The 26,289-nt window shown below is 37.4% G+C and carries 27 protein-coding genes and 2 other annotated features; of the genes, 9 read left to right on the top strand and 18 right to left on the bottom strand.

Translation table 11 applies throughout. The features are described 5' to 3' along the window. Positions 1-21: 21 nt before the first annotated feature. From R4Z10_RS10595 to trpE, 6 genes are all read right to left on the bottom strand, one after another. Positions 22-237: a hypothetical protein gene (locus R4Z10_RS10595; protein WP_338473123.1), complete on the bottom strand. Its 216-nt coding sequence runs from the start codon at positions 235-237 to the stop codon at positions 22-24. A gap of 77 nt (positions 238-314) precedes the next feature. Next, positions 315-932 carry a phosphoribosylanthranilate isomerase gene (locus tag R4Z10_RS10590; RefSeq protein ID WP_338473122.1) on the bottom strand — a complete coding sequence of 206 codons (618 nt, stop codon included), beginning with the start codon at positions 930-932 and terminating at the stop codon, positions 315-317. After that, positions 932-1,723 (bottom strand): indole-3-glycerol phosphate synthase TrpC, encoded by a 792-nt coding sequence (gene trpC / locus R4Z10_RS10585; protein WP_338473121.1) that lies wholly within the window; start codon positions 1,721-1,723, stop codon positions 932-934. Before trpC ends, R4Z10_RS10590 begins: the two co-directional genes overlap by 1 nt. Before the next feature lies 1 nt (position 1,724). Next, a complete protein-coding gene (gene trpD / locus R4Z10_RS10580) occupies positions 1,725-2,747 on the bottom strand; it encodes an anthranilate phosphoribosyltransferase (protein WP_338473120.1) in 1,023 nt (340 codons plus the stop codon). Continuing rightward, entirely contained in the window at positions 2,744-3,331 is a 588-nt protein-coding gene (locus tag R4Z10_RS10575) for an aminodeoxychorismate/anthranilate synthase component II (protein WP_338473119.1), read from the bottom strand. The genes trpD and R4Z10_RS10575 overlap by 4 nt, the downstream gene beginning before the upstream one ends. Next, positions 3,315-4,724 (bottom strand): anthranilate synthase component I, encoded by a 1,410-nt coding sequence (trpE, locus tag R4Z10_RS10570; RefSeq protein ID WP_338473118.1) that lies wholly within the window; start codon positions 4,722-4,724, stop codon positions 3,315-3,317. Before trpE ends, R4Z10_RS10575 begins: the two co-directional genes overlap by 17 nt. Positions 4,725-4,780: 56 nt before the next feature. Further along, positions 4,781-5,072 (bottom strand) — a binding site (T-box leader). A 187-nt stretch (positions 5,073-5,259) separates the two neighbouring features. After that, positions 5,260-5,504: a binding site (T-box leader), on the bottom strand. Positions 5,505-5,673: 169 nt separating this feature from the next. Between trpE and R4Z10_RS10565 the strand changes: the two genes are divergently transcribed. Further along, entirely contained in the window at positions 5,674-6,942 is a 1,269-nt protein-coding gene (locus tag R4Z10_RS10565; RefSeq protein ID WP_338473218.1) for an MFS transporter, read from the top strand. A gap of 87 nt (positions 6,943-7,029) precedes the next feature. Here the strand turns inward: R4Z10_RS10565 and R4Z10_RS10560 are convergent, their stop codons facing one another. From R4Z10_RS10560 to uvsE (R4Z10_RS10535), 6 genes are all read right to left on the bottom strand, one after another. Continuing rightward, positions 7,030-8,901, bottom strand: a complete 1,872-nt coding sequence (locus tag R4Z10_RS10560) for a fructose-specific PTS transporter subunit EIIC (RefSeq protein WP_338473117.1) — start codon at positions 8,899-8,901, stop codon at positions 7,030-7,032. A gap of 23 nt (positions 8,902-8,924) precedes the next feature. Further along, a complete protein-coding gene (gene pfkB, locus R4Z10_RS10555) occupies positions 8,925-9,842 on the bottom strand; it encodes a 1-phosphofructokinase (RefSeq protein ID WP_338473116.1) in 918 nt (305 codons plus the stop codon). Next, a complete protein-coding gene (locus R4Z10_RS10550; protein WP_338473115.1) occupies positions 9,839-10,591 on the bottom strand; it encodes a DeoR/GlpR family DNA-binding transcription regulator in 753 nt (250 codons plus the stop codon). Before R4Z10_RS10550 ends, pfkB begins: the two co-directional genes overlap by 4 nt. Before the next feature lie 158 nt (positions 10,592-10,749). Next, entirely contained in the window at positions 10,750-11,703 is a 954-nt protein-coding gene (gene uvsE, locus R4Z10_RS10545) for a UV DNA damage repair endonuclease UvsE (protein ID WP_338473114.1), read from the bottom strand. A gap of 19 nt (positions 11,704-11,722) precedes the next feature. Continuing rightward, on the bottom strand, positions 11,723-12,649 hold the full coding sequence (gene hprK, locus R4Z10_RS10540; protein WP_338473113.1) for an HPr(Ser) kinase/phosphatase: 927 nt from the start codon (positions 12,647-12,649) through the stop codon (positions 11,723-11,725). 65 nt (positions 12,650-12,714) lie between these two features. Beyond that, positions 12,715-13,680 carry a UV DNA damage repair endonuclease UvsE gene (gene uvsE / locus R4Z10_RS10535; protein WP_338473112.1) on the bottom strand — a complete coding sequence of 322 codons (966 nt, stop codon included), beginning with the start codon at positions 13,678-13,680 and terminating at the stop codon, positions 12,715-12,717. A gap of 206 nt (positions 13,681-13,886) precedes the next feature. Between uvsE (R4Z10_RS10535) and R4Z10_RS10530 the strand changes: the two genes are divergently transcribed. The 3 genes from R4Z10_RS10530 (at position 13,887) to R4Z10_RS10520 (ending at position 15,248) form a co-directional block, all read left to right on the top strand. Beyond that, entirely contained in the window at positions 13,887-14,141 is a 255-nt protein-coding gene (locus R4Z10_RS10530) for a spore coat protein (RefSeq protein WP_338473111.1), read from the top strand. A gap of 191 nt (positions 14,142-14,332) precedes the next feature. After that, positions 14,333-14,785, top strand: a complete 453-nt coding sequence (locus R4Z10_RS10525) for a spore coat protein (RefSeq protein ID WP_338473110.1) — start codon at positions 14,333-14,335, stop codon at positions 14,783-14,785. 22 nt (positions 14,786-14,807) lie between these two features. After that, on the top strand, positions 14,808-15,248 hold the full coding sequence (locus R4Z10_RS10520) for a spore coat protein (protein WP_338473109.1): 441 nt from the start codon (positions 14,808-14,810) through the stop codon (positions 15,246-15,248). Between the two features lie 100 nt (positions 15,249-15,348). On the opposite strand, the gene R4Z10_RS10515 is transcribed toward R4Z10_RS10520, so the two are convergent. Beyond that, entirely contained in the window at positions 15,349-16,311 is a 963-nt protein-coding gene (locus R4Z10_RS10515) for a nitronate monooxygenase (RefSeq protein ID WP_338473108.1), read from the bottom strand. A 217-nt stretch (positions 16,312-16,528) separates the two neighbouring features. Between R4Z10_RS10515 and R4Z10_RS10510 the strand changes: the two genes are divergently transcribed. Then, positions 16,529-16,894: a carboxymuconolactone decarboxylase family protein gene (locus R4Z10_RS10510; RefSeq protein ID WP_338473107.1), complete on the top strand. Its 366-nt coding sequence runs from the start codon at positions 16,529-16,531 to the stop codon at positions 16,892-16,894. A gap of 70 nt (positions 16,895-16,964) precedes the next feature. On the opposite strand, the gene splB is transcribed toward R4Z10_RS10510, so the two are convergent. From splB to R4Z10_RS10495, 3 genes are all read right to left on the bottom strand, one after another. After that, positions 16,965-17,990, bottom strand: coding sequence for a spore photoproduct lyase (gene splB, locus R4Z10_RS10505; RefSeq protein WP_338473106.1), 1,026 nt, complete (start codon positions 17,988-17,990; stop codon positions 16,965-16,967). Beyond that, positions 17,987-18,253 (bottom strand): transcriptional regulator SplA domain-containing protein, encoded by a 267-nt coding sequence (locus tag R4Z10_RS10500; RefSeq protein ID WP_338473217.1) that lies wholly within the window; start codon positions 18,251-18,253, stop codon positions 17,987-17,989. The genes splB and R4Z10_RS10500 overlap by 4 nt, the downstream gene beginning before the upstream one ends. A 124-nt stretch (positions 18,254-18,377) precedes the next feature. Next, entirely contained in the window at positions 18,378-18,890 is a 513-nt protein-coding gene (locus R4Z10_RS10495; protein WP_338473105.1) for a DUF3231 family protein, read from the bottom strand. Between the two features lie 215 nt (positions 18,891-19,105). On the opposite strand from R4Z10_RS10495, the gene R4Z10_RS10490 reads away from it, so the two are divergent. Continuing rightward, complete coding sequence (locus R4Z10_RS10490) at positions 19,106-19,750, top strand: CotY/CotZ family spore coat protein (RefSeq protein ID WP_338473104.1); 645 nt, start codon at positions 19,106-19,108, stop codon at positions 19,748-19,750. 70 nt (positions 19,751-19,820) lie between these two features. On the opposite strand, the gene R4Z10_RS10485 is transcribed toward R4Z10_RS10490, so the two are convergent. Continuing rightward, positions 19,821-20,189: a hypothetical protein gene (locus R4Z10_RS10485; RefSeq protein WP_338473103.1), complete on the bottom strand. Its 369-nt coding sequence runs from the start codon at positions 20,187-20,189 to the stop codon at positions 19,821-19,823. A 14-nt stretch (positions 20,190-20,203) separates the two neighbouring features. Then, positions 20,204-21,391: a ParM/StbA family protein gene (locus R4Z10_RS10480; RefSeq protein WP_338473102.1), complete on the bottom strand. Its 1,188-nt coding sequence runs from the start codon at positions 21,389-21,391 to the stop codon at positions 20,204-20,206. A 168-nt stretch (positions 21,392-21,559) separates the two neighbouring features. Between R4Z10_RS10480 and R4Z10_RS10475 the strand changes: the two genes are divergently transcribed. The 3 genes from R4Z10_RS10475 (at position 21,560) to R4Z10_RS10465 (ending at position 26,259) form a co-directional block, all read left to right on the top strand. Continuing rightward, positions 21,560-22,345 carry a CsxC family protein gene (locus tag R4Z10_RS10475; RefSeq protein ID WP_338473101.1) on the top strand — a complete coding sequence of 262 codons (786 nt, stop codon included), beginning with the start codon at positions 21,560-21,562 and terminating at the stop codon, positions 22,343-22,345. Between the two features lie 509 nt (positions 22,346-22,854). Beyond that, entirely contained in the window at positions 22,855-23,625 is a 771-nt protein-coding gene (locus R4Z10_RS10470) for a CsxC family protein (RefSeq protein ID WP_338473100.1), read from the top strand. A 126-nt stretch (positions 23,626-23,751) separates the two neighbouring features. Continuing rightward, positions 23,752-26,259: a hypothetical protein gene (locus R4Z10_RS10465; RefSeq protein WP_338473099.1), complete on the top strand. Its 2,508-nt coding sequence runs from the start codon at positions 23,752-23,754 to the stop codon at positions 26,257-26,259. Positions 26,260-26,289 lie beyond the last annotated feature (30 nt).

The raw sequence follows: 26,289 nt of genomic DNA, 5'->3' as shown, positions 1-26,289 counted from the left end.
GACCTAGACAGGTCCTTTTTTCTATAGCCTTTGTACTTCTTGATCGAACATTTCTTTTTGACGCATCATAATGTTCATTGCCTGGTCAGATACATCACTTAATTCTTGGTAAAGCTGTTTTGATGTGATGTCATCCCCCTCTTTTACCTCTTCGAAGATTTGCTCTGCAAGCTGTCTTCTTCTATGACCGATTTTTCTCAATTCTTCACCGAGCTGTTCAAATTGTTGACGATCCATTTTCCTCCTATTTCGTATAAATAATTATTATCATTATTAACAAGTAAAGAGGAAATATTCTTTTATCTACTGTAAGATTATGAAATGGATTTAACCCCTTTAACAGCCGATATAAATTTCGTTATTTTGGACAAATCTTTCTCACCGTTTGTCTCAACCCCACTGCTCACATCTAACATATGCACATTCTTCTGAATCATTGCTTCGTGTACATTATCGATCGTTAACCCTCCAGCAAGGATGACCTTTTTGTCTTTAAAATCAAAGGAGGATAACAGCTCCCAATCAAAAGCAATTCCATTCCCGCCATAGTATTTTCCTTTTGGACCGTCTAAAAGGACATATTCACATGTATAATCATGGATTTTTTCTAAGTCTTCCTTAGATTCGATACTAAATGCCTTGATTATGGAATATGGTAGGGAATCACAAAATTCAGGCGTTTCATTTCCATGGAGCTGTACCGTGTCAATTCCTGTTGTCAAAACCGTTTCTTCAATGGTCTCTCTACTTGGATTAACAAAAACCCCAACCTTTTTTATTTCTTCTGGCAATGTAGAAATAATCCTCTTTGCGTTCGGAAGGGAGACTTTTCGCTTGCTTTCAGCAAAGACAAATCCGATGGCATCTGCACCCGTTTTTACAGCAAACTGGGCAGTTTCTTCATTCGTTATTCCACATATTTTTACCTTCATCATTGGGTCACCTTTTGGATAGGCAGTTTCATGCTTTTTAATGTTTGCTCGATATTTTCCGCTAACATTAATGTTTCCCCCACTAAAATCCCATTAGCACCGGCTTTTACTACCCTTTTAACATCTTCAAGGTCTTTAATGCCGCTTTCACTGATTAAATAGGCCCCACTTTGCTTTACGATTGGTGCAAGTCTTTCTGTAACCGCTAAATCGACATGGAAGTCTTTTAAATTCCGATTATTAACGCCAATGATTTTTGCCCCTGTTTTTAAAGCCATTTCTAATTCTTCTTCGTTATGAACTTCCATTAATACATCAAGCTTTTGTTCAGTTGCATAACGATAGAGGGCGTTTAACTTTTCTTCACTTAATGCAGCAACAATGAGTAAGATTACATTGGCACCGACATTTTTAGCAATGTCGATTTGAACAGGATCAATAACAAAATCTTTGCATAGAATCGGCGCTTGGATCGTTTGTCGCACTTCTTCTAAATCAGAGAATTCTCCTTTAAAGAATTTTTTGTCCGTTAATACGGAACAAGCATCCGCTCCGTATCGAATGTAAGAGCTTGTTTGTTCGGCTGGACTTACATTTGGATTTATTTCGCCTTTTGAGGGACTTGCCCGTTTAAATTCGGCAATAATCGTTAAGTTTTCAGCCTTTTCAAGAATAGATCGTAATGAATAATGCGGATGTGGATTTTCCTTATTTAATAAAACGGGGTTCTTCTTTAATAATTCAACTTCTACTTTTTTCTCTGCAATAATTGCATCTAAAATGGTTGCCATTTTAGACCACCTCACTTTTTATATTACTTGCTTCGATTAAATGTTGTAGTTTCTCATAGGCTGCACCGCTATCAATCATTTCTGTTGCTACCTTCACTCCGTCTTCAATGCTGTCTGCTTTCCCACCGACATAAATTCCAATGCCAGCATTCAATAATACGGTATCACGATGGGCACCTTTTTTCCCTTTAAGTACATTTCGTAGTATTTCGGCATTTTTATTGGCAAAACCACCGACAATCGCTTCATTCGGATAGACAGGCAGCCCAACTTCTTCCGGATGTAATGTTTTTTCTGTGATTTTTCCATTTTCTAAAACAACCAGAAAGTTTTCACCTTGAAGGGAAGCTTCATCCATTGAACCTGCTCCATTTAAGACAACCGCCCGCTTTCTTCCCAACTCATGAAGAACTTGGGCAAACATCGGCGCTAAATCACGGCGGTAAACCCCTAAAAATTGAGTATCTAAATTAACAGGATTCATTAACGGCCCTAATAAATTAAAGACAGTTGGAATGCCTAGATCGCGGCGAACTTTTTGGATTCGTTTAATATTTGGATGAACATTCGGCGCATACAAAAATGCGATCCCAACCTCTTCAATAATCTCTTCAATTTTTTCTGCAGGTAAGTTAAATTCAATCCCTAACTCCTCTAGAACATCGGCACTGCCCGTTTTACTCGAAACACTGCGGTTGCCGTGTTTCGCAACAGGGATCCCAGCCGCAGCAATCACAAAGGCGGAAGTAGAACTAATATTGAACGTTTTGAGCCCATCGCCACCTGTTCCACAATTATCCATTACATTTGGAATGGTCTTCTTAAAAGATAAGGCATGTGAACGAATTCCATTCACTAAAGCGGCAATTTCTGCAACCGTTTCTCCTTTCGCCTTTAAGCCAATTAAAAAAGCTGAAATTTCACTATCCGTAATATCTTCTGAAAATAGATATTGTACAGCTGACCCGATTTCTTCCTTTGATAATTCTTCCCTTGTTGTTAAGCGTGCTAATATTTCCTTCATATTGCCACTTCCTCTCTCATCTCGTCTAAACATTTCTCTACTAACTGCATTCCTAACTTTGTGCCAATCGATTCGGGATGAAATTGCATCCCATAAAGCGGATAATCTCGATGTTTAATCGCCATAATCTCTTCATCATCCATCGATGTCGCCAATACTTCCAATTCGTCTGGGAGTGTGTCCTTATTGATTACGAGCGAATGATATCTCATTACCTCGAGTCCTTGCGGAAATTGGGAAAAGATACTGTTTTCATCGTGTTGTATTTTTGAAACTTTTCCATGCATAATCTTGTCTGCCTTCGTAATGGTTGCTCCAAAGCTATATCCGACCGCTTGATGGCCTAAACAGATTCCTAAAATTGGATACTCCTTATGCAGTGTTTTAATGACATCTGTACAAATCCCCGCTTGTTCCGGTCGTCCAGGACCCGGAGAAATCACAATGACTTCAGGATTTAGTTGCTGTACATCTGCAATCGTTAGTTCATCGTTTCTCTTAACAATCACTTCTTCTCCGAGTTCACCTAGATATTGATATAGGTTATAAGTAAAGGAGTCATAATTATCAATTAATAAAATCATCGACATTCTCCTCCAAAAACATTTTTAATTTATGAAGCGTTTCTTCGTATTCCTTCTCCGGAATTGAATCATAGACGATCCCTGCACCTGCCTGGATAAATGCCTCATTTCCTTTAATCACCATGGTTCTTATTGCAAGAGCGAAATCTAAATTGCCATTGACGGAAACATATCCAATTGCTCCTGAATAGATGCCCCTCTTACAATTTTCCATTTCATTGATGATTTCCATTGCACGAATTTTTGGTGCCCCTGATACAGTTCCAGCCGGTAGGGTTGAAATTAATGCATCAATTGGGCTGGTTTCGTCTTTCAACTGTCCTTCCACTTCTGACACGAGATGAATAACATGTTTAAATTTTTCAATCTCCAAATACTTTTTCAATTGAACACTTCCGAACTCACACACACGCCCAAGATCGTTTCGTCCCAAGTCTACGAGCATTTTATGTTCAGCTAATTCCTTTTCATCAGAAAGTAAATCTTCAGCAAGGTACTGATCTTCTTCTACATCTTTTCCCCTTGGTCTTGTTCCTGCAATCGGATTGGTAATCACCGTTTTCCCTTTCACTTTGATTAAACTTTCGGGTGAAACTCCAGCGATATAGTAATCAGAGAAGTCGAAATAATACATGTAAGGAGATGGATTTTTAATTCTCAGCTTTCGATACAGTGAAAATGGATCCCCTTCAATCTTTGCCTTTAATCTCTGCGATAGAACGACTTGAAAAATATCTCCCTCTTCAATATATTTTTTTGCTTTTGCAACATGATTGATAAATTCATGTTTTGCTATTGAAGCTTGAAAAGCAGTCAGTTTTGCTTCCTTTTCTACCGTTTCACTATTTCTTTGAATTTCATTTTGGATGGTTTGAATTTTTTCCATCAGTTCGTCTTTTGTTGACCCATTAACATGAGGTGCCCCGACTAGGTAAATTTTTTGTTCCAGATGATCAAAAACAACAATGACTTCAAAAAAGAGAAAATGCACATCCGGTACGTTCATCTCATCTTTTGGGACATTCCCAATGTTTTCATATTGTCTAATCGCATCATAACCAGCATATCCAACTGCACCCCCTACAAATGGAAATAAAGGTTCTGCTGTTATATTCCTTGAAGCCATCATTCCCTTCAGGACTTCTAATGGTTTTTCGGTTATTGCCTCTACCCTATCTTTAGTAACGATTTGACTTTGGTCGCCATATCCAATTAATTCCTTAAACGGCTCAGCACCGATGAATGAAAATCGTCCGGAGTTTTCATGCTTATGAGAACTTTCAAGAAGAAATTTCTTTTTCCCCTGTAATCTTTGATAAACCGTAATGGGTGTTAACGTATCTCCCTGTATTTCAACAATGATTAGGTTGGTCTCAGTACTTATTGGTTCCATCCCCTGACCTCCTTTGAAAATAAAAAAGTCCCCTATTCACAAGAGAAACCTTGTGAATAGAGGACGATTATGTACCGCGGTGCCACCTCTTTTAGAGTTCGGAAATGAACTCTCTCTTTCGGGTACAAATTAAGCTTTTCAAAGTTAAATGGAATTTTTGTTCCTAGTTAACTTTCCGCTTTTATGTATACCCTATCCTTTTAACGGTGGAATTCCGTATAGCCGTACTGCAATTTTCAGGCTATCTCTCGTAAGTCCATTCCAGCGAAGTCTTTGTACCGGTTCACACCAATTCCGGCTCTCTGTAACGAAGATTCTTCGTGTACTCCTCTTACTCAAGCGATTTACATGATTTGGACCCACAGGATGTGGGTCACGCAGGCGTTACTACAGATTGTAGCGTATTTAGCCTGTGTTCATTGATTTAGTTGGTTAGCAGTTAGTTGGTTAGGAAAAACAAAAACCAACCAATATAGTAGTAATAAAATGGATAAACTAGACTTTTTAAAAAAACACAAAAAGGGTTTCCCGTCGAAATAAGGACGAGAAACCCGTGGTGCCACCTTGATTAGCTAATAAAAGCTCACTTTATCGTATTGGAACAAATTGTTCGAATACGAGTCTCTTTTAACGATGAGACATTCGCCAAAGCCTACTCATTCATACGGTTCGGTTTGGGGCTCAGAAGTCCATTCGCTTTTCATCCCACACTGATTCTCACCAACCATCAGCTCTCTAAAGTGTTCACGAAAAGGTACTACTCTTCATCACTGCCGTTCATTTATTTGATTATTATCATAATATCTAATTTTCAATTCGTCAACACTAAAGTTAAACTTTTTTAAAAAAAGGGCTAAAGCTCTATAAAAGATAGACGTTTTTTTCCATGTTAGTTTCGTTGTTTTTGGTAATGATAAAAATGTTACTTCATGCAAAGGCGGTTAGTCAATTGGATCATGTTGAAGAACTGAAATCGTTTAAAATAAGCAAAGCCGTTAAAAAGAAAAGGCATGATACCCATAATAAGAAATGGGCCATTTTATCCATGGCATCTATCCCACTGATCATGACTTTGGGCAATTCCATGTTCATACCCGTTCTAACCCAAATGCAGGAGCGGTTGAATATCTCTTCTTTTCAATCGAGTATGATTATTACCGTTTATTCCATTGTCGCCATCATCCTCATCCCTTTAGCGGGATATTTATCTGATCATATCGGTCGGAAAAAGGTGATTATCCCTAGTTTAATTATAACTGGGCTAGGTGGTCTCGTTTCTGGATGGGCAGCCTGGAAATTGGCCGATGCATATTGGGTTATTTTAATGGGGCGAGCTTTACAGGGAGTTGGTGCAGCAGGGGCCTCCCCTATTGTGATGCCGTTAGTTGGTGATATGTTTAAAAGCGAAGAAGAAGTGAGTAGTACCTTAGGAATCATTGAAACATCGAATACATTTGGAAAAGTGCTTAGCCCGATACTCGGTTCCATTATAGCAGGTATTGTTTGGTTTCTTCCCTTTTTTGCCATCCCGGTTTTTTGTCTGATTTCAACTGTTTTAGTGTGGTTTCTCGTTAAGACACCAAATAAAAGAGAAAAGCCGATTCCATTTAAACAATTTTTTAAAAATATAAAAAAGACGTTTGCCCATAATGGAAAATGGCTGAATGCCATCTTTCTTATTGGTGCCATTATGATGTTTGTCTTGTTCGGTGTTCTTTTTTATTTAACCGAAACCCTTGAAACCCAGTACCACATTGACGGTGTGAAAAAAGGACTTTATTTAGCCATTCCATTGGGTGCCTTATGTTTGACGTCCTATTTTACCGGGAGACTTATTAAAGAAAATAAGGTTCTAATGAAATGGATTATTTTTTCTGGAAGTGTCCTTTTATCCCTTTCTGTCGCTGTACTAAGCTTCTCTAACCGTCAATGGTTTTTAATTGCCCTATTTTTATTCTGTGGCATTGGAATTGGGGCTGTTTTACCTTGTTTAGATGCCTTAATAACCTCAGGGATCGAAAAGGAACATAGGGGGACCATTACATCCATCTATAATTCGATGCGGTTTATTGGGGTAGCGGCTGGGCCTCCAGTTCTCGCCATTTTGATGGGGCATACAGGAAAATTATTGTTTTATATTTTATGTGGTTTTAGTGTATTATCCGCCTTGCTCACGTTTATGGCGATTAAACCAGATGAAAAAGATACCGCGAAATAAACAAACATCGCATTGGACATTCAATGCGATGTTTGTTGTAATTATATTAAAATTAAAAGTACAAGTAACAAAACGTTCACTTTACCATTAGACCGGTTTTTTCAATAATCCTAAAAGGACTGCTGAAACAATGGAGCCCATAATAATTCCAACAAGATACACAAGTGGATTTCCTGAAACTAGGAAGATGACAAAAATTCCACCGTGTGGCGCTTGTAACCCAATATTTGCGACCATTGAAATCCCACCCGCAATCGCCGCTCCAACCATTAGCGAAGGAATCACTCTTAATGGATCAGCCGCCGCAAAAGGAATCGCGCCTTCCGTAATAAAAGATAACCCCATCACATAATTCGCTTTTCCAGCATCTCGTTGTTGTTTTGTAAAACGATTTTTAAAAAATGTTGTTGCAAGCGCAATGGCTAATGGAGGCACCATTCCCGCTGCCATAATCGCTGCCATTGGTTCATAAACACCACTTGCTAATAGTCCTGTTCCAAAAACATAAGCTGACTTATTAACCGGACCACCCATATCAAAGGCCATCATTAATCCTAAAATAATGCCTAGGAATATCGCATTTCCCGTACCTAATCCGGTTAGCCATTCTGTGATGGCATTGTTAAGAGCTCCCACCGGAACGTTAATAATATATTTCATAGCAAAACCTGTTAAAGCTATTCCTAATAACGGATAGAGCATAATGGTTTTAATGCCCTCTAATGAAGGTGGTAGATTTTTAAACGCTTTCTTTAGACCTTGCACTAAATAACCAGCAAGAAAACCGCCAACTAATCCGCCTAGAAACCCTGCACCACCTGTAGCGGCCATTAAGCCTGCAACCATACCTGGGGCAAATCCCGGACGGTCAGCAATACTCATTGCGATAAAACCAGCCAACACAGGTACCATGAGGGTAAAGGCATTCCCTCCGCCAATTTCATTTAATACTGCAGCAAACGCATTGTAGGAAGGATCATTTGGATCCGCTGAATTGTATCCGAACATGAAGGAAATCGCGATTAAGATTCCACCACCTACGACAAATGGCAGCATATTGGAAACCCCATTCATCAAGTGCTTATAGACTGTACTAATTACCCCTTTTTTCTCTTTTTCGGATGGGGTTGGAGAAGCGTCTCTCTCTCCTCCTTGATAAATTGGTGCATCCTGATTGACTGCTTTATGAATGAGTTCTTCTGGCTTGCGAATCCCATCGGCAACTGCGGTTTGAAGAACATGCTTCCCTTTAAAACGTGCCATGTTGACCTTCGTATCAGCCGCTACGATGACAGCCACTGCATTCTCAATTTCCTCATTGGTAATTACATTTTTAGCACCGCTTGAACCATTTGTTTCGACTTTAATAGCTACGCCCAACTCTTCCGCTTTCGCTTTTAATGCATCAGCTGCCATATACGTATGAGCAATCCCTGTTGGACACGCCGTTACAGCGACAATAAAGTTCTGCTTATCAGCAATCGAAACTTCTTCCTCTTTATCTTCTTGGTCATACCGATTGATAATGCTAATGACCGCTTTTTCGGTCGCTGCTCCCATTAACTCTTGTCTAACTTCCTCCTGCATTAAAATGGTTGCCAACCGGGATAAGGCTTCTAAATGGGTATTATTTGCGCCCTCGGGGGCAGCAATCATGAAAAAGAGGTGTGAGGGTTGGCCATCTAAAGATTCATAATCGACGCCATTCTGCGATCTTCCAAAAGCAATCGATGGTTTAGCGACTGAAGCGTCTTTTGCATGGGGGATCGCAATTCCGTCTCCAATCCCCGTTGTGCTTTGTGCTTCTCGATTTAAAATTGCTGTTTTAAATTGGTCACGATTTGACAATCTGCCTGCCCGGTCTAAAACATTCACTAGTTCGTCAATGACATTGTTTTTATCTCTATTATTTATATTTAATAAGACGGTTTCCTCTGTCAGTAACTCGGTAATTTTCACGATGTTCTCCTCCTTTAAAGCCATCACTTAAAAGTGGTGATGACAACTTCGTTTAATAAGTTTTCAACGGACTCCTTTGTACAAAGGTCAAGAGAAAAAGCGGTCGCACTTCCGCTTGCCACACTGTATTTAAAGGATTTTTCTACGTCATTTGTTTGTACATACTTCGCAAGAAATCCGGCTACCATAGAATCTCCTGCTCCAACAGAGCTTTTTACTTCCCCTTTCGGAACGGTTGCTTTGTACGCGCTAGTTTTATTTACAAAAACAGCCCCTTCCCCAGCTAATGAAACAATGACGTTTTGAGCGCCCATCTTTACTAGCTCTTTCGCATAAGGAAGCACTTCTTCTGCCGTATGAAGCTTTTTCTGAAATAAGTCACCTAACTCATGATGATTCGGTTTTACTAAAAATGGACGAAATGAAATCACATTTTTCAGCAACTCTCCGCCAACATCGACAATAAATTCGGTCCCTGTTTCCATACAATTGTTGATAATCTCCTCATAAATATTGGTTGGTAGTGAGGAGGGAATGCTGCCGGAAAGGATAATGAGATCTTCTTTAGTTAATTTCTTAATTTTATTCAGTAACTCATTAATCGCTTCTTCATGAATCGTAGGTCCATTCCCATTGATTTCAGTTTCTTGACCATCTTTTAGTTTAATATTGATTCTCGTATCATCTGAAATTTGAACAAAATCAATTCCAATTTTTTCAATAGCTAAATAGTTTTCAATATACTGGCCTGTAAATCCCCCAATAAATCCTAAAGCTTTACTTTCTAGGCCCATTCTCTGCAATACTCTTGACACATTAATGCCTTTTCCACCTGGGAATTTCATCTCTCTTTGGGAACGATTCAATTCACCGATCTTTAGTTCGGTATCTAGTTGGACGATATAGTCAATTGAAGGATTTAACGTCAGGGTATAGATCATAATGTCACAACCTTTATGTTTGTTAGACTTGAATATGTCTGTTCGAGTTCCTGTTCGATTTCATTTGTAATAATGACTGCTTTTGATAGATCGGCAATTTTAGCAAAAGATACTTCCGAAAATTTGCTGTTGTCACTTACCACATATGCTTCTCTTGATAGTGAAATCGCCTTTTCTTTTAGGATTGCTTCCTCTTGATCCGGTGTCGTGTATCCATATTGTGGATGAATTCCATTTACACCGATAAAGCATTTATCAAATCGATATTGCTCTAAACTTTCAATGGCTCCTCTGCCAATCACCGCTTTTGTTTTTGCTTTAGCAAACCCACCAATCACATAGGTTGGTATGCCCTTATCCAATAATTGATTAAGATGCATCAGTCCATTTGTAACGACAACAATTTCTTTCGAAGGGAAGAAATTAATCATTTCAGTCGTTGTTGAACCGGCGTCTATATAAATGGAATCCCCTTCTTCAATGAGACTTGCTGCATAGTGAGCGATTTTCTGTTTTGTTTGAAGGTTTTTGGATGATTTCTCTTTCATGCTTGGTTCTTGTAGTTTCCCTTGAAGTCTTGAAGCCCCGCCATGAATTCGTTTTAGCTTTTTTTCTTCTTCAAGTTGAATTAAATCCCTGCGTATGGTTGATTCTGATGTATTTGTTGCATCAACAAGTTCTTGTAATTTAACAATATTTTTTTCTTTTAATAAGTGTAAGATGAGTGCATGACGCTCAGGAGTCAACATGGTTTTGGTTCTCTCTCCTTTTTAATCACTTTGTCTAACTAGAGTTTACTGCAAACGATTACATAAATCAATCATTTTCTTTCAAAATCAATCAAAAACATTCAAAAAATAGGAGTGCCTGATTCTTTCCATAACAGAAAGCGTCTGGCACTCCTTTTTCACCATTCTATCGTCGAACTAGCAATACGTTTTACACCCCGAATGGCTGAGATTTCCTCAATTAGCTTTTGCATAGCTAGGTCCTTTTGTTTGGCTTCAATCATGATATCAAAATCTTGATTTAATTCCTTTGTCATCGCTAAAAAAGGCTGAATAAAGTCTAATGCAACATAATCAGCATGGGAGCGAAAGGCCTTCTCTGATTTTGGAGAAGAAAGATGGACTTTTGGGATTAGATTTGTAACCTTCCAAGTAGCAAAAATCCTTTCGAGAAAAGACGCTAAATCGTGCCCGCCATCATTGGCTAAATGATGATGATAATCAAGCATCATCGGCACCTTTTCCTTTTCACAAGTTAAGAGTGTTTCTTCTATATTATATGTTTTATCATCGTTTTCAAGAGTCGTCCTCTTTTTAATATGGGCTGGCAGACTCTTAAAGTTCTCATGAAATCTTTCCAGTGTCGCCTTTTTATCTCCATAGGCTCCACCAATATGAATATTAATAATGGATTGATCTTCTATTCCCATCGCTTCAAGCATTGCATAATGATATTCCATATCCTTAACAGCGTTAGCGGTCACATCTTTCCTTGGACTTGTGAAAAGCGTGAATTGATTGGGATGAAAACTAGTTCGTAAACGAAACTTTTTTACTAATTCTCCTAACTCCTGCCACTCTTCTTTAAAAGGTGTAATAAAGTCCCAACTCACCTCTGGATGTGTAGCTAATGGGACAAGTGAGCTCGACAATCGATAAAGTTTTATTTCATGTGCGATGTTATAATGCAAAATTCTTTTCGTATGGGATAAGTTTAGCGCTGTCACTTCTTTAAGCTTATTCATGCGCTCTTCTTCAGGCAGTGCCGAATATCGAGTGAATGTTAACGTTTTGGAAGGACTTGCATCCCATAGTCCGAGCGCGTTAGCCACATAACCAAATCGAATCTTCATCCGGATGCCCCCCTATACATTACGAGGAACTTTCCTGGATTGTATCTTGGATTCTTTGATTGAATTCATTAAATGCCGTATATCCTTGTTGTTCTAATCTCCAATTTTTCGCTGCTACTTCAATTAAAGCGGCAATATCTCTTCCTGGTCGCACGGGAATTTCAATATGCGGGACGGAAACATCTAAATACTCCACGTATTCCTTTGAATGATGGATTGCATCATAATATTTATTCTGATCCCATGCTGATAAAACAATATCTAAATTTATAATTGTTTCTTCTTGAAAGGCACCTGAACCGTATAGCCTAGGAACATTCACCATCCCAATTCCACGGAGGGACAAGAAATCACGATTGGTTCCATTGTGTGTTCCAATTAGCGTCTCATTATCAATATTCTTCAAAATCACTAAATCGTCTGATATGAGTCGATGACCTTTTTCAATCAAAGACAAGGCCGTTTCACTTTTCCCGATTGCGCTCTCTCCTCGAATTAAAATACCAACCCCAAAAACGTTCATACAAACTCCATGAATACCAATACTTTGCGCTAATTCCTTCTCTAAATAATTACTCAAACGACTAATGACTCGTGTTGTATGCTCTTTTGCTCGAAGTAAGGCAACCCCATGCTTATTACAATGCTTAATGAGATATGTCAATCCTTCTTGATTGTGCGTAATAATAATACAAGGCGGTCGTTTTTTAATGACATTGCCAATTCTTTTATTCCGTTCTTCCTCGGTTAACGAATGTAAATAGGTAATTTCTGATTTACCCAATAATTGAATGCGTTCATTTGGAAAATGAACGAAATATCCGGTTAACGGCAATCCGGGACGATGAATTTCATCCGTCGTTATGATGTAATCCAGCCCTTCTTCACCTGCAATCACTTCTAACTTTAATTTTTTAGCTAATTGTTTTACAGTAATCCTATTCATAAAAAACTCCCTACCTTTAAATCCCTTTTATTTCTTCTTATATCTATCATACTATTTCAGTAAAATTATTTTAAATAAAACGATGCCCCATCAATAATGTCTATATCCTCTCTATTTTCAATCTCTTTCATCAATTGAAAAAGTGCCTCATCTTTTCTTTTTGCCTCAATCATACAATAAATTTCCGCTACGCTTCCCTTTATTTCTTGAAGAAAATCAAAAAACATATGAGAATCAATGAAATCTGAATGATGACGAAATTCTTTCTCACTTTTTGGGCTTGAAATATGCATTTTGATCGGTAAAGGGGAATCTTTCCAAGTTGTTAAAATTCGCTCCCAATGAACCTGCCAATTCATATCGTGATGATGGGCGAGATGGTGATGGTAATCAAATACGAGCGGAATTCCCAACTTTTCACATAAATACAACGTATCTTCTACAGTGAAAGAAGTATCATCATTTTCTAGCATGATCATTTTTTGAATGGAGCGGGGTACAACCATCCAATTATCTACGAATCGTTCAAGCGATTGATCGGTTTCTTTATAGTTTCCACCTACATGCATCACACATCGATGAGTGACATCAATTCCCATCCCCTTCAATAATAAATAATGAAGTTTGAGTGTGTGGAGGGAATTCTTTAAAACATCCTTTTTTTGTGAATTGAGGAGAACAAAATGATCCGGATGAAAATCAATTCTAATTTTATGTTTTAAAGCAAAATCACCGATCACTTTAAGATCTTCTTTTAAAGGTTTCATATAGTTCCAGTCAAGAAGTTCCTCATGATTGGCCAAAGGAATGAGTCGTGAGGTTAACCGATAAAAATGAATATCATAGGCTGCGCAATGTCGAAGAAGTCTTAACGTATTATGTAAATTTGAAAGAGCGATCCTTTCCAATTTACGAATGGCCGCCTCCCGATCTCTTATTTTCTGAAATTGCGAAAACGTCATCGTTTTAGAAGGAGATGCATTTTTTAATTCCGTACTCATTGCTACAAAACCAAGGCGGACAATGGTCATTGATACACCTCATTATTTCCTAGTTTTTATCATTACTTAACTCCCCCTATTATGTCCGATTATACGAAGGACTATTTCTAGGAAAAGGATACGAATGGTTTTCCATCTGCCCAATTTTAAGGCTCATAGGTAAACGTATAAGAACTATAGACAGGCTCGCATATACTGTCCAAGAATATGAAAAGCAAAGAAATGGAGTGATACCTATGAGTCATTCATCTCAAGATCCAAAAAATCCACAATTACCTAATAAAGTCATTGATTTACTAGTAAGCGATATTTTCAGCAAAAATAATATTAACATCAATGAAGCGAAAAAGAACATTTCAGATGAACAAAAGAAAATGCTGCGTGAACTTGTTCTCGATTTATCAAAACAAGTTGACCAGTTTGTCAACGATAATGAAGATGCCTCAAATGTGACAACTGAAAAACAAAAAAAGATTCGATTTAAAAAATAATTAATTAATATGTCGATTTAAACGCCTGAGCGTAGGCGTTTTTATTTGACCGCCGATTTTAAATAATTAATCAAAATAAGGAAATAAAGCGTTTGTTTTTTACAAAAAAATTGGGGAACTTGTCCAATCATTGGGTAAGACAACTCCATATAGTAAAGGGAGTAAAAAAAATAAAGGAGTGTTTAATAACAATGAGATCAACTAGTTATAGACTACAAGACGATGGTATGAGGTACCAATGGTATGACAACAAAAAAGAACAAATGCCAAAAGCGGAAGTTGTTCAAGATGCTGACCAATTCTCACATATTGACCAAGAATCTGATGAATTCATTTTCATTAAAAATTCTTATAATTGTTGTGTTGAATCAACGGACAATCAAGCGGCCGTTTCTCTACAAGTAGGCTTACAATTGGCGATTGCCTTAGTTCTAAGAATTACGATTCTAGATTCTGAAGAAGGGGAAGCGGTTGCACAAGACTTATTCCAAAGCTTCACTTCCGTTCAAAGCAATAAACAAAAGATCATTATTGATAACTGTAAGGATGTCAAAGTGACTACGGTTGATACTGATTTATCCGTTAATATCCAGGCTTTACTAGAAGTTCTAGTTTCATTGGTTGCTACTTTGGATGTTTTGTAAAAAAATAAAGGGGGAAATAGAGATGGAACAAAATAAATGGAGAGCATTAGATCACTGTGATCCTTGTAATAATAAAGAAGAACAGGCTTTAGTTACACAAGAAGCTGATCAAGTTAACGTAAATAAACAAAAATCTTACGAGTGGATCATTATTAAGGACTCTGAATGTGTTGATGTATATACGACGGATACGCAAGTAGCTATTTCACTACAAGCTGCAATTCAAGCTGCGATTGCTGTTGTCATTAGTGTGACTGTTCTTGACTCAGATAAGGGCAATGCAGTCGTTCAAGACGTGAAGCAATTATTTAAGTCCACACAACGTAATACTCAAAAAACAGTAATCCATGGTTCAAAGAATATTAAAGTGAAAACAACTGACACACAAGCCGCAGTTAATATTCAAGCATTGCTTCAAATTTTATTGGCTATTGTGGCAAAATTAGAGGTTATTACTGATTGATATAATCTTGAAAAAAACACACGCACACATCCATTCTAGGATTCGTGCGTGTGTTTAGTTACAACAGTTAAACACTCATCTTTCTATCTTCATATGTCAATTAAAACTCTTCCGTTAATCGATCGATGATTTGTTGAACAGGCAGGATCTCATTTATTTCGTGTACTCGAGCACCTGCAAAAACAAGACCATTATCGATATCCCCTTCCATTACTTTGTATAGGGAATCCAATGTGCAAAAGCGGTAGGAACAATTTTTCAAACAGTCATGACATTTTGTAATTTTTATTTTTTCTCCCGTTGTGATTAAATTAGAAAATGAATTTTTGATAATTCGACCTTGTAAACCCACTGTTGTTTTCACTAATAATGTATCTTCTTTAGTAGCCTTCACATACCTTTCCTTAAAAGCTAATGGAGCATCACACTCCTCACTCGCGACAAATCTTGTACCTATTTGTACACCAGAAGCCCCAATAAGAAGAGCTTTTGCAATATCTTCACCCGTTAAAATACCTCCGGCAGCAATTACAGGGATCGAAACAGCCTCAACTACTTCTGGAAGGATATCAAACATGGGGCGATCGGTTCCTAAATGGCCGCCAGCTTCAAAACCTTCAACCACAACAGCTGCTGCACCAAGCTTTTGGGAGATTCTCGCTAATTTTGCCGAAGACACGATTGACAAAACAGGGATCCCAGCCTGTCTTCCCCATGCATACATATCTCTGGAGATTCCTGCACCTGAAATAATAAAGTCTACCTTTTCTTCAAGAGCTGCTTTCATTTTTTCAGCGAAATCACTCATCGCAAACAATACATTTACCCCGATATAACCACCGGATTCTTTTACGGCTTTTTTGGCTTTCCGGATATGGAATCGCATTTCTTCAACAGAAATACCGGTTCCTGAAATAATACCGATCCCTCCAGCGTTTGCAACAGCTGATGCCAGTTTACTTAATGAAATCCCAACACCCATTCCTCCTTGAATGATTGGAACTTTAGGTGCCATGTGGCCTATTTGTAATAATGGAAAGTTCATTGTAATTCCCCACTTCAATTAATATTTCAATATAACTATTTGAAGCTTAGCATGATATTTTTCGCGATTGTAGTGACGTTTGTCATGAAAAATGTTTACCTTATTTACACTATCAATATAAGAAAAACAATGAGCGAACCATGAATTTAATTTTATGATGGATGAATTTTTTTAATCTTTTTACTCATACTATCATTGCGGTACCAACAAAAATACATATTGGAGTTGAATAGACATGGAAACTGAATTTAGAAATCCGACAGAAGCCGCTTTATATGAATACAAGGCGGGACTTGGAGACTTTACTAAGAAAATGCCTTCCCTAGCATCAAAGTTTAATGCGTTTACTGAAGAATGTTTCAAAGAAGGCGTTCTATCCAAAAAGGAAAAACAATTGATCGCCCTTGGGATTAGTCTGTTTTCACAAGATGAATATTGTATTATTTATCATGTAAAGGGCTGCCTTGATGAAGGTTGTACAGAACAAGAAATTTATGAAGCAATTGGTGTAACCGCAGCATTTGGCGGCGGTGCTTCAATGAGTCAAGCTGTGACTCTCATCCAAGAGTGTATTGAAGACCTTAACCAACAAATGCAGTAAAGGTTTGTAAGAAGAAAAAACATCCATCATGCCGGAGCCCAAGGCTACCCGATTTGATGGATGTTTTTATTTACGTAAAGTATTCGAGTTTTGCATCAGGAAAAAACTTTTCCATATAATCATACAAATGAGTTTTTATATCCTCTTCTTCTTCTTTTTGATAAATGTATTTACCAATTCCATATTTTCCCCACTTATATCGCCTTTTTTCCTCATCTAATTCCAGCTTTGTCATTGGATAGTTTTTTTCGATTACTCGTTTGGCTGGTTTCGTAAAACGATGTTGAATAAATTCAAAGGTTAAGTCTTTTTTAGCTTCGGGTGGCAATTCGGCATCCAGTCGTTCAAACATATGATAATACCCTTCTTCCCAACCTTCGTGAAGATAGATTGGTGCCACGATAAAGCCAAGCGGATATCCCGCTCGAGCTATTTTAGCTGCTGCTTCCAACCTTTTGGCTAATGGGGATGTCCCAGGTTCAAAATTTTTGATCACATAATCCGCATTAATGCTAAATCGAAACCGTGTTTTGCCATTATGATTTGCATCTAAAAGATGGTCGACATGATGAAACTTTGTTACAAATCGAAGCTTCCCATATTCTGATTTACCAAAATGTTCAATGGCTCTTTTTAATGAATGAGTTAAATGATCAATCCCAACAATGTCTGATGTACAAGCTGCTTCAAACCTCGTTATTTCAGGAGCCCTTTCCTCAATGTATTTGTCAGCTTGTTCAAGGATTTCCTCTACATTCACATACGTACGGATATACGGTTTACTGCCCATTGTTGTTTGTAAATAACAGTAATGACAATGGCCCATACAGCCAGTCGCAAACGGAATGGCATACTCAGCAGAAGGCTTCGATGTATCGAATTTAAGTGTTTTTCTTAAACCGACAACTAACGTTGATTTTGCTACACGATACCGTTGAAAGTCATTATCCCCAGGCAGGTTTCGTATTTGATTATGGGAGGTTGTATGTCGAATTTCCACATCCATGTCTTTAAATTTTTTAAAAAGCTCTTCCCCTAATGGATATTCAAGTGCCTTCGGTTCAAAATAAACGAGTTTTGGCATAAATGGCTTCATTGATAAGACTCCTCGATCCCATAACCACCAAAATAATAATCATAAGCTGACTCCGCCTCTGCTTGTGACGCGTAGACAGCCATTTCTTCAGATAATGGATAATACGTTTCATATAAAAAGATCGCTAATTCGCCTGGTCTTTCAGGGTTTTGAACAACCGCAGCTTCCTGAATGTTTGTTACATTTTGCGTATGTGGATTTCGATAAAAGACATAAACAATGTCACCTAGTTGATAAGAAGAATTTTCTATATTCACAAATATCACCTTCGTTATAGATTTGATAGTATGATTTTGCCTTTGAAGCATGGAAATTATGTTTGATTCATGGTAGTAAATGAATCCAATTAAAAAGAACTAGGGATGTCCTAGTTCTCTGCCATTTTTTTTAGCAATCTTCCGCTTTATGATGGTGTAAAGGTGGAGGGATTAACCAGCCTTTTTCTTTATTCATTCTGAGCACTTTAGCACCTAGCGCAGCTTTTTGAATATGGAATTGTCCAAACATCATTGCAATATCTTCACGAATACATTGGCCCATGACACCACTGCACGCAACAAGTCCAGCCGCAATATTAGCCGCAAGCATCGTAGCAATTTCTTGGTCTGCAAAACGAGCACCTACTGGAATATCCTCTAAACATGCATCAGGTCGTTCTGCTGGTGTTGGAGGCAAGCCGACTCCATTTGCTTTTAAAAGGGCTTCGATTTGCTTAACTTCCTGCTGACAGCCTTCAATCGCTTCAACGAGCAATTTTCTTAGATCCTCATCACCCGCATGATTTAGGTGTGTTTGATAACCCGCGACAAGTCCTTTAGCTGTTAATAAAAATGCCCATGTACTAGAGACTTCACCATAATGCATGGGTTCATCAATTGGATTTCCACTTAAAATTCCCATTGTAATCCTCCTCATCAAATTCATGTTCGTGCCACCTTTCTATAAAGCACATCCTTATCTTTTCCCAGCACACTCATTTTCATGATGAACAATTAAATGTCTGAGTGAAAAAACTTGATAAACACCCATTGTTCCTTTAATAGGCATAATGTTCAATCAAAAATTTTTCCTTGTCGTATGATAAAAGGAATAGTCAATTATAAGGAGTGATCGAGATGAATTATCATCAAAAAGGGCAGTATTATGAAACAAAGAAATTTCCTATAGATAATAAGCAACATGATTGCACAGAAAAGGAAAAGGAAAAGGAAAAGGAAAGAGAAAGAGAACATGAAAAGGAAAAAAATCATGAAAAGGATGAACAAGTCTGTGTTGAGGAAGTTCTAGAGGCCATTTTAAAAGCACAAAGAAAAGTCGAAAAAGATTATCAGAAGAAATGTTCTTCTTGCAAAGAATCAATCGAAGAACTTCTAGAAGAGCCAAAAAAACCTAGGAAAAATACAATTCCATTTATTCTCTACTGTGGATGTGAGCCTTTTAAAGCTTCAGGAGTAACTACACATGGAAAGGGACCAAAGGACAAAAAACTTGCATGTGTCTCTAGTTATATCTTCAAAATTAAAGATTTAAAAGGTGCATGCGCAGAGCTTGAACTTTTAACATTTAATTCGAAAAACAAATGCAATGATACAAATGAAAACAATCAAGACGGTAAAAAAGGTTTGCATCAACATGACTTTTCACTTTGTGATCAAATCGATCATGAAAAAGTAGAGGATTTACAAGAAACCGGCGTTTGTATTAATGTAGACCTGTCCTGTTTCTGTAGCATTACTTGCTTACCAGCCGTTCGTTTATAATACGACCAATAAAATACTTTAATAAATGTGAGGTGAACTCTGCTTAGAGTTCACCTTTATTAATGGGTGCTCATCCTCCAAAAATCTCTAATATATCTTCTACTTCCTTCATATCTAGGCCTTCAATTTCTGGTTGTTTTGTTTGGGTTCGCATTTGTGAGGAAGTTTGAACTTTTGGTTGGTAGCCCTGTATCAGCATTTCTTTAATTTGGGCTAATTCTAGCAAAATGTCATCACTTTCATTTAGTTTTCTTGGATGTAAATATTCATAAAGAGCTGATAATACTAAATGAATAAGTGTCTGATTTTCAGCATGGTAATCAATTTGTTCGTAGATTTCCCTTGACACCTTCACCTTCTCGCCGCTCTTTACATCAATAAAATGGTCTGGGACGGATAATGCCGTCCGATTGATGTAATCTGTATATAATTTAGCCATTTCCCATCATCCTTTTATTCTCTTACAGAAACGAGGCTTTTTTGATCTAGGTCGATTTTCATTTGTTTCATTTTCGCAAGAATCATCAACCCGTGAACATTTAGTTTTTCCATATTCTCAGGGAACATTAACTGAATCGGACGGCCTCGTTCCGCCCATCGTACTGCGGCCTGTTGAATTTGCTTTTGTGCTAATTTCGCTGCGCCGCCAACCGCAATATAACGGGTTGCTCCCTTAATCTCATTCGAACCGCTGCGAACCCGATCAAAATGTTCTAAATACTTAATCGCCATTGATTTTAGCTGCGGAATAATATATTTACTAATATCTTTCCGAACGCCTGCAAATGGCTCAACATACCATTCTGATTGTCCTGCTGCTAGTTTTTCTTCCAGCTCCGCACGCGAATCAAATTTATATAATTCATTTTTGCTTACCTTTTGAATAATATTATCGAGGAATTGATTGATGCCGAATGTTTCTCCTTCTACAGAAGCAACCGGTTTATTGTTTTTAATCCCAACAAAATCAACCGAATCTCCGCCAAGATCGCCAATAATAATTCCCTTCTGTGAATCTTTAACAAGTTCCTCGTCCTTGACCCCTAATGTTTCTAGGTCACGAGTAATCCCCAGATAGGCACAAGCACCCTCTGCCCCGACAATCACATCTTCTACATGTAATTTAACCGTTAACTCTTTCGGTTCCGACATCCCTGGTACTTTATGAAAAATTACCGTATGTGTTCCCAGTAATCGTTGTTTAAATAGGTCTTTCTTTTCCTTATATTGAGTTGTTGGCAATGAAACCGCTAATTGATCCATGGTATATTCCAACTCTTCTTCATCAGGATTTAAACGAATGGCATGAAAAGCAGCTAAGCCAAATAAGAGTACATAGGTACGATCCTCATCGACCTTCTGATTATTAAATCCGGTTAAAATGACATCCCGCTGTCTGGCTGCCCCTTTTCCAATATAATAAATCTCCCTTTTATCAACAATGGCCTTGCTTTTTACCTCAACAATTAAATTTTCCTCGAAAACAATGTCATCATCATCATATGGTTTTTCATAGAACTCTTCATCAAATAAAGAAATTGCATTCGGAAATTGATACTCACAAGAATATCCATCATCAGATGTTAAGGCTTTGTACCAACTGTTACCTATATCGACAGCCATAAAATTTTGTCTTTCCATCTTAATCCTCACCTCTCCTCCAATCGTATGCTGGACAGGAGCCTAAAGGTGCCAGTACTTCTTGATTTTGTTGATCCTGATCTCGAACAATTCCACGATTGTACCAATACTTTCATCTATAGGTCTGCATAGGATACAGAGAATTACTATATTAAGGAGGATATTCGGTTGGATAAAGATAAAAAAAATAATGTTCATCCTGTTCATGTGAATGATTCAGCCGCTTTAGGAGAGTGTGAAAGTGAATTTATGACTCCTGTAACTGCGAAAACTGGAGCAAAGGTATTAAAGCTTCCAGTTACCCTGTCAGAATTAACTGTAAAAACAAATTTAGCGGCAAATATTACATTTCCTAGTCCTGTTCTTGAAATCAAAGATATGAAGAAAACCGTAAAAATTGTGCAATGCAGCTTATTACTCCCAGCCATTCACAAGGGAGCTCATGATCCTTTTAATATCGATGGCTTTCCAGCATTTCGATTATTTATTAAAGGATTTGTTCGTCAAAATATCCAATATGCGACACCTTGCAATGAATCCGATCATGAAGGAATCTCTTCTGTCATTCGTTCATTAACGGTGGATGTTCCATTCAGTACCGTTACGAAAGTGTCTGAATTTATTTCTCCTCCACAGCTGCCGTTCAGTAATACAAGTTCGGAATTTGATTTCTATCGCGCACAGCCTTTAGGGCATGGGTATCCTGAAAAAGATCAACTGCAATCGAATGATCTTTCCCAGTACCATCAAGTAAGCACTCAATATTATAATCAGCTTCCATATTGTGAGTTACTCTCGAGTCGGATTGTCGAGTGGGATGAAGCGATTGATCGAAGACCCCTTTGCGGCCACAATTCATTTGAAGGACTGTTTTACAATATGGAAGAAAAAATATTCCTTGAGGTCACTGTAAATATCATGCAAAATCAACAAGTTCGGATTAAGGCTTTATAATTTAATTGGCTCTCGGCAATATCACTTCTTTGCTAACAAGAAGTTGATATTGCTTCTTGTTCCTATCAAATTCCCATCATATTTGCGTCCGATTTTTATCACGCTTCAAAACGCCACATCCTTTGGCTTACGCCTGACTAGGACGTCCTGTCCGTCGTCGAGCTCGCTCGATAAATGACTCTAAAAAAATTCGAGACATCCGCTGGAGGCTTACCTTCATTTAACCGGGTTTGATCGTTCCTTATATAAGTAAAGGACTTTCTAGCCTGTCGCAAGCTTTCAGTACAAAAGGTATTTGCTGAATGAAGTTAAAGGTACATATTCAATTCCTTTTAATTTGTGAGGAAATTTTGTGATGAAAATTTAGGAAAATGGTCCATCCTTATGGCTTCAATGTTTCTGAATCGGATTGTGTTGTCCATTCCTTGTTAATGGGTATTTGCCCATACACATGGACATCTATCTTGCATATGATGCACTATCTTGAAAATATTAGGAGGGCCATAGAAATGTCCGAAAAACATATAAAGAATGATGTATGTAATTTCCCATCAACTATTAATGAGTGTGACAATAAGCCAAATAAACCAAGTGTAAGTTTAGGAAAATTAGTGACAAAAGTACCTGTTGTATTAGCTGAACTGACTCTACAAGCAAATGTAGATGCCTGTATTAAATTTCCAGAACCTGTGTTAGAAATCAAAGATGTTAAAAAACATGTTAAGCTGGTTCAATGTCGCTTGCTTCTACCAACCAATAAATTATTTGTAAAAGGATTTATTCGTAAAAACATTCAATATGCAAGTCCGAGCAAGGAAATTTGTGAATCCAATCATACAGCGATCTCATCTAATTTACATTCGCTAACAGTGGATGTTCCGTTCCATTGTGTGACAGAAATCAAACACTTCTTAGCGGAGCCAGTCATGCCAGAAGTAAACAAACGTCAAGAATTCGATTTCTTTATTTCAAAACCGTTGCCATCTGGTTTTCCAGAAAAGGATCATTTCCAATCAAGCGATCTATCGCAATTCCATCAGGAGAGTATTCAACATTACAATGAATTGCCATTCTGTGAATTAATTTCCAGCAGTATTATTGAATGGGATGAGGCGATTAACCGTGTCATGTTCCATGAAGATGATGCCCCAATTGGCGAAGGATGCTTTAATCAAGTCGAGGAAAAAATGGTTATTGATATACGGTTAAAGGTGCTTCAAAACCAACAAGTTCGAGTTTGTTCTACAACGAATGACGACTGTCATGATGATGATTATTAATTTATTATGTTCATTGCCATCGGTAAGAATTGATTTTCTTACTGATGGTTGCTTTTAATCTATTTTATTTAATGTTTTATAAGGAGGGATTGGAGAGGATGCTAAAGGCAAACCTTCCAGACAACCATGACTAATTTCAATCCCTATGTCCATCCCTACTCTGTTCAACAACATCATTATGGATATTACGGGAACCATCCCGCAACACAAAACCAATATCCTTCCTCCCCATTCACAAGGGGAAGAAGGGAAAAAGAGGATAAACAACGAACCAACAAAGACAAACAACAGAATAAAAAAAGTAAACCTTCGATCTATAAGAATGAAGAGATTGATGGGATTACAGGAACAAAGCCGGTGATCTTTACTCCACCTGTTCCTAGTGCGATAGAACGTAATCGTATCAACGAGAATAAAGAAAAACCTGTAGATGTCGAACAAACCGATAAAAAGAATGATCTGGATAAAACTGACAGAATTTCTTCCTTGGTCAATGAGTTCTTAGAAGAACTTAATGATACTGAATCACCATCGTCCATTCAGGAAGAAATGTTAAACGATCCGATTTTAGAAGAAAATACGAAAAATCCTTCTTATTATCCTGAATTAACAGAGGAGCTTTTGTCGCCAGATGACGAGAGTTCAAGTGAACAATCCGAAGTGTCATCTGCTTTATCAGATGATGAAATAGATAATGAAACGGCTGAATCCCTTTCCGCACAAGAAGAAATGTTAATTGAGCCTATTTTAGAAGAAGAAAAAATGGAAAATCCTTTTTGTTCTCATGAATTAATAGAAGAGCTTTTATCCCAAGATGACGAGAGTTCAAGTGAACAATCCGAAGTGTCCGCTTCTTCAATAGAAGATGAAAAAGATAATAAAACTGATGAATCCTTGTTCGATCAGGAAGAAGTGTTAAACAATCTGATTTTAGAAGGAGAAAATACGGAAATTCCTTCTTGTTATCATGAATTAATAGAAGAGCTTTTGTCTCAAGTTGATGAGAGTTCAAGTGAACAATCCGAAGTATCAGCTTCTTCATCAGATGATGAAATAGATCATGAGACTGCTGAATCCCCTTTGTCTGATCAGGAAGAAATGTTAAATGGTCCGATTTTAGAAGAAGAAAATATGGAAAATCCATCTTGTTATCGTGAATTAATAGAAGAGCTTTTGTCTCCAGATGACGAGAGTTCAAGTGAAGAGGTATATTCTACATCAAACGATGAAATAGATAATGAAACTGCTGAACCCCCTATGTCTGATCAGGAAGAAGTGTTAATTGATCTAACTTTAGAAGATGAAAAAGTAGAAACTTCTTCTTGCCATAAAGCATTAATAGAAGAACTTTTGTCTCAAGTTGACGAAAGTTCAAGTGAACAATCCGAAGTGTCCGCTTCTTCATCAGATGATGAAGTAGATAATGAGACTGCTGAATCCCCTATGTCCGATCAGGAAGAAATGTTAATTAATCCGATTTTAGAAGAAGAAAAAATAGAAATTTCTTCTAGCCATAAAGCATTAATAGAAGAGCAATTGTCTAAAATTGATGAGAGTTCAAGCGAAGAATCTGATGAGTCTTCCTCGTCTTCTTCATCTTCTTCATCAGATGTTCAAATAGATGATGAAGCTATTGACTTATCAATAATCGATGAAGAAAGCTCTCATGATAAACCTTTAGAAGAGATTAATGATGATATGAAAGATTATTCATGTTCCTACAAGAAAAAGATCAAAAAGAATCATTGTACACTAACTGCGAAAAAGAAAAAAGTTTTACACAAGAAAAATTGTTATAAAAGAAAAAAAGAAACTAAAATAGATTTTGAACTTGAAGAATCTTCTAGCACAAATCAAGATTCAATTATGGATCTCAATAGCAATCATGATCTTGGTCATTCTAACCAAATTGCCTCAAATATAGAGCCAACTGTTCTAAAAGAAGATAGTAGTAAAAAATCAACCCATGAAAACGTTAAAAAGAAGAAACATGTAGACAAAAAAGACGATATTAAGAAGGAACCGGCAAAGAAAACGGATTGCCAGTCAGACATTCCCGTACAAAAACAACGAAAAACTCATCATCCTAAGAAAGAGAAAGTTGAGAAAAAACAACCGATCTTTGTTAAAATGCCTGTATTGTTAGGCGAGGTTAAAATGGATGTGGATATTGTTGAAAAGTTCGATTTCATGATTCCTATCCAGGATATATCTAAGGTAGACTGGTCGATTGAATCTTTAGATTGTAAAGTGATCGCACCTGCAAATTCAGTCTTTTTAAAAGGTTTACTGATTGCTGATATTGAATTAACAAAAGGTGGATCGAATCTCCTACATTCAATAAAGGTTCCTATTAAATGGTCGAAAACAACGAGTATTGATTGGCTAAACTTGCCTGAATTAGGCTGTAATCAACATAATGAATTTGTGTTTCAGTCGGAGCATCAAGCAAGTGACTATCATTTTGAGTTTTATCAGAAATATGCCGAGCCGATTACCAGTCAACTCACTCAAACTCATTTTATATGGCATCAAGATCTAGAATCGAAGGAAAAGAAACAGCATTTTCATTTACATGGGACAGTTGGATTAACGATCAATCTAATACAGAAACAAGTCATTGAACTTTATTAAAGAAAGGGTGCCGAATATGAGACACCCTTT

It is taken from the genome of Niallia sp. XMNu-256 (assembly GCF_036670015.1).
Classification (GTDB): Bacteria; Bacillota; Bacilli; order Bacillales; family Cytobacillaceae; genus Bacillus_BD.
This window is presented reverse-complemented; position numbering and strand designations above follow the sequence as displayed.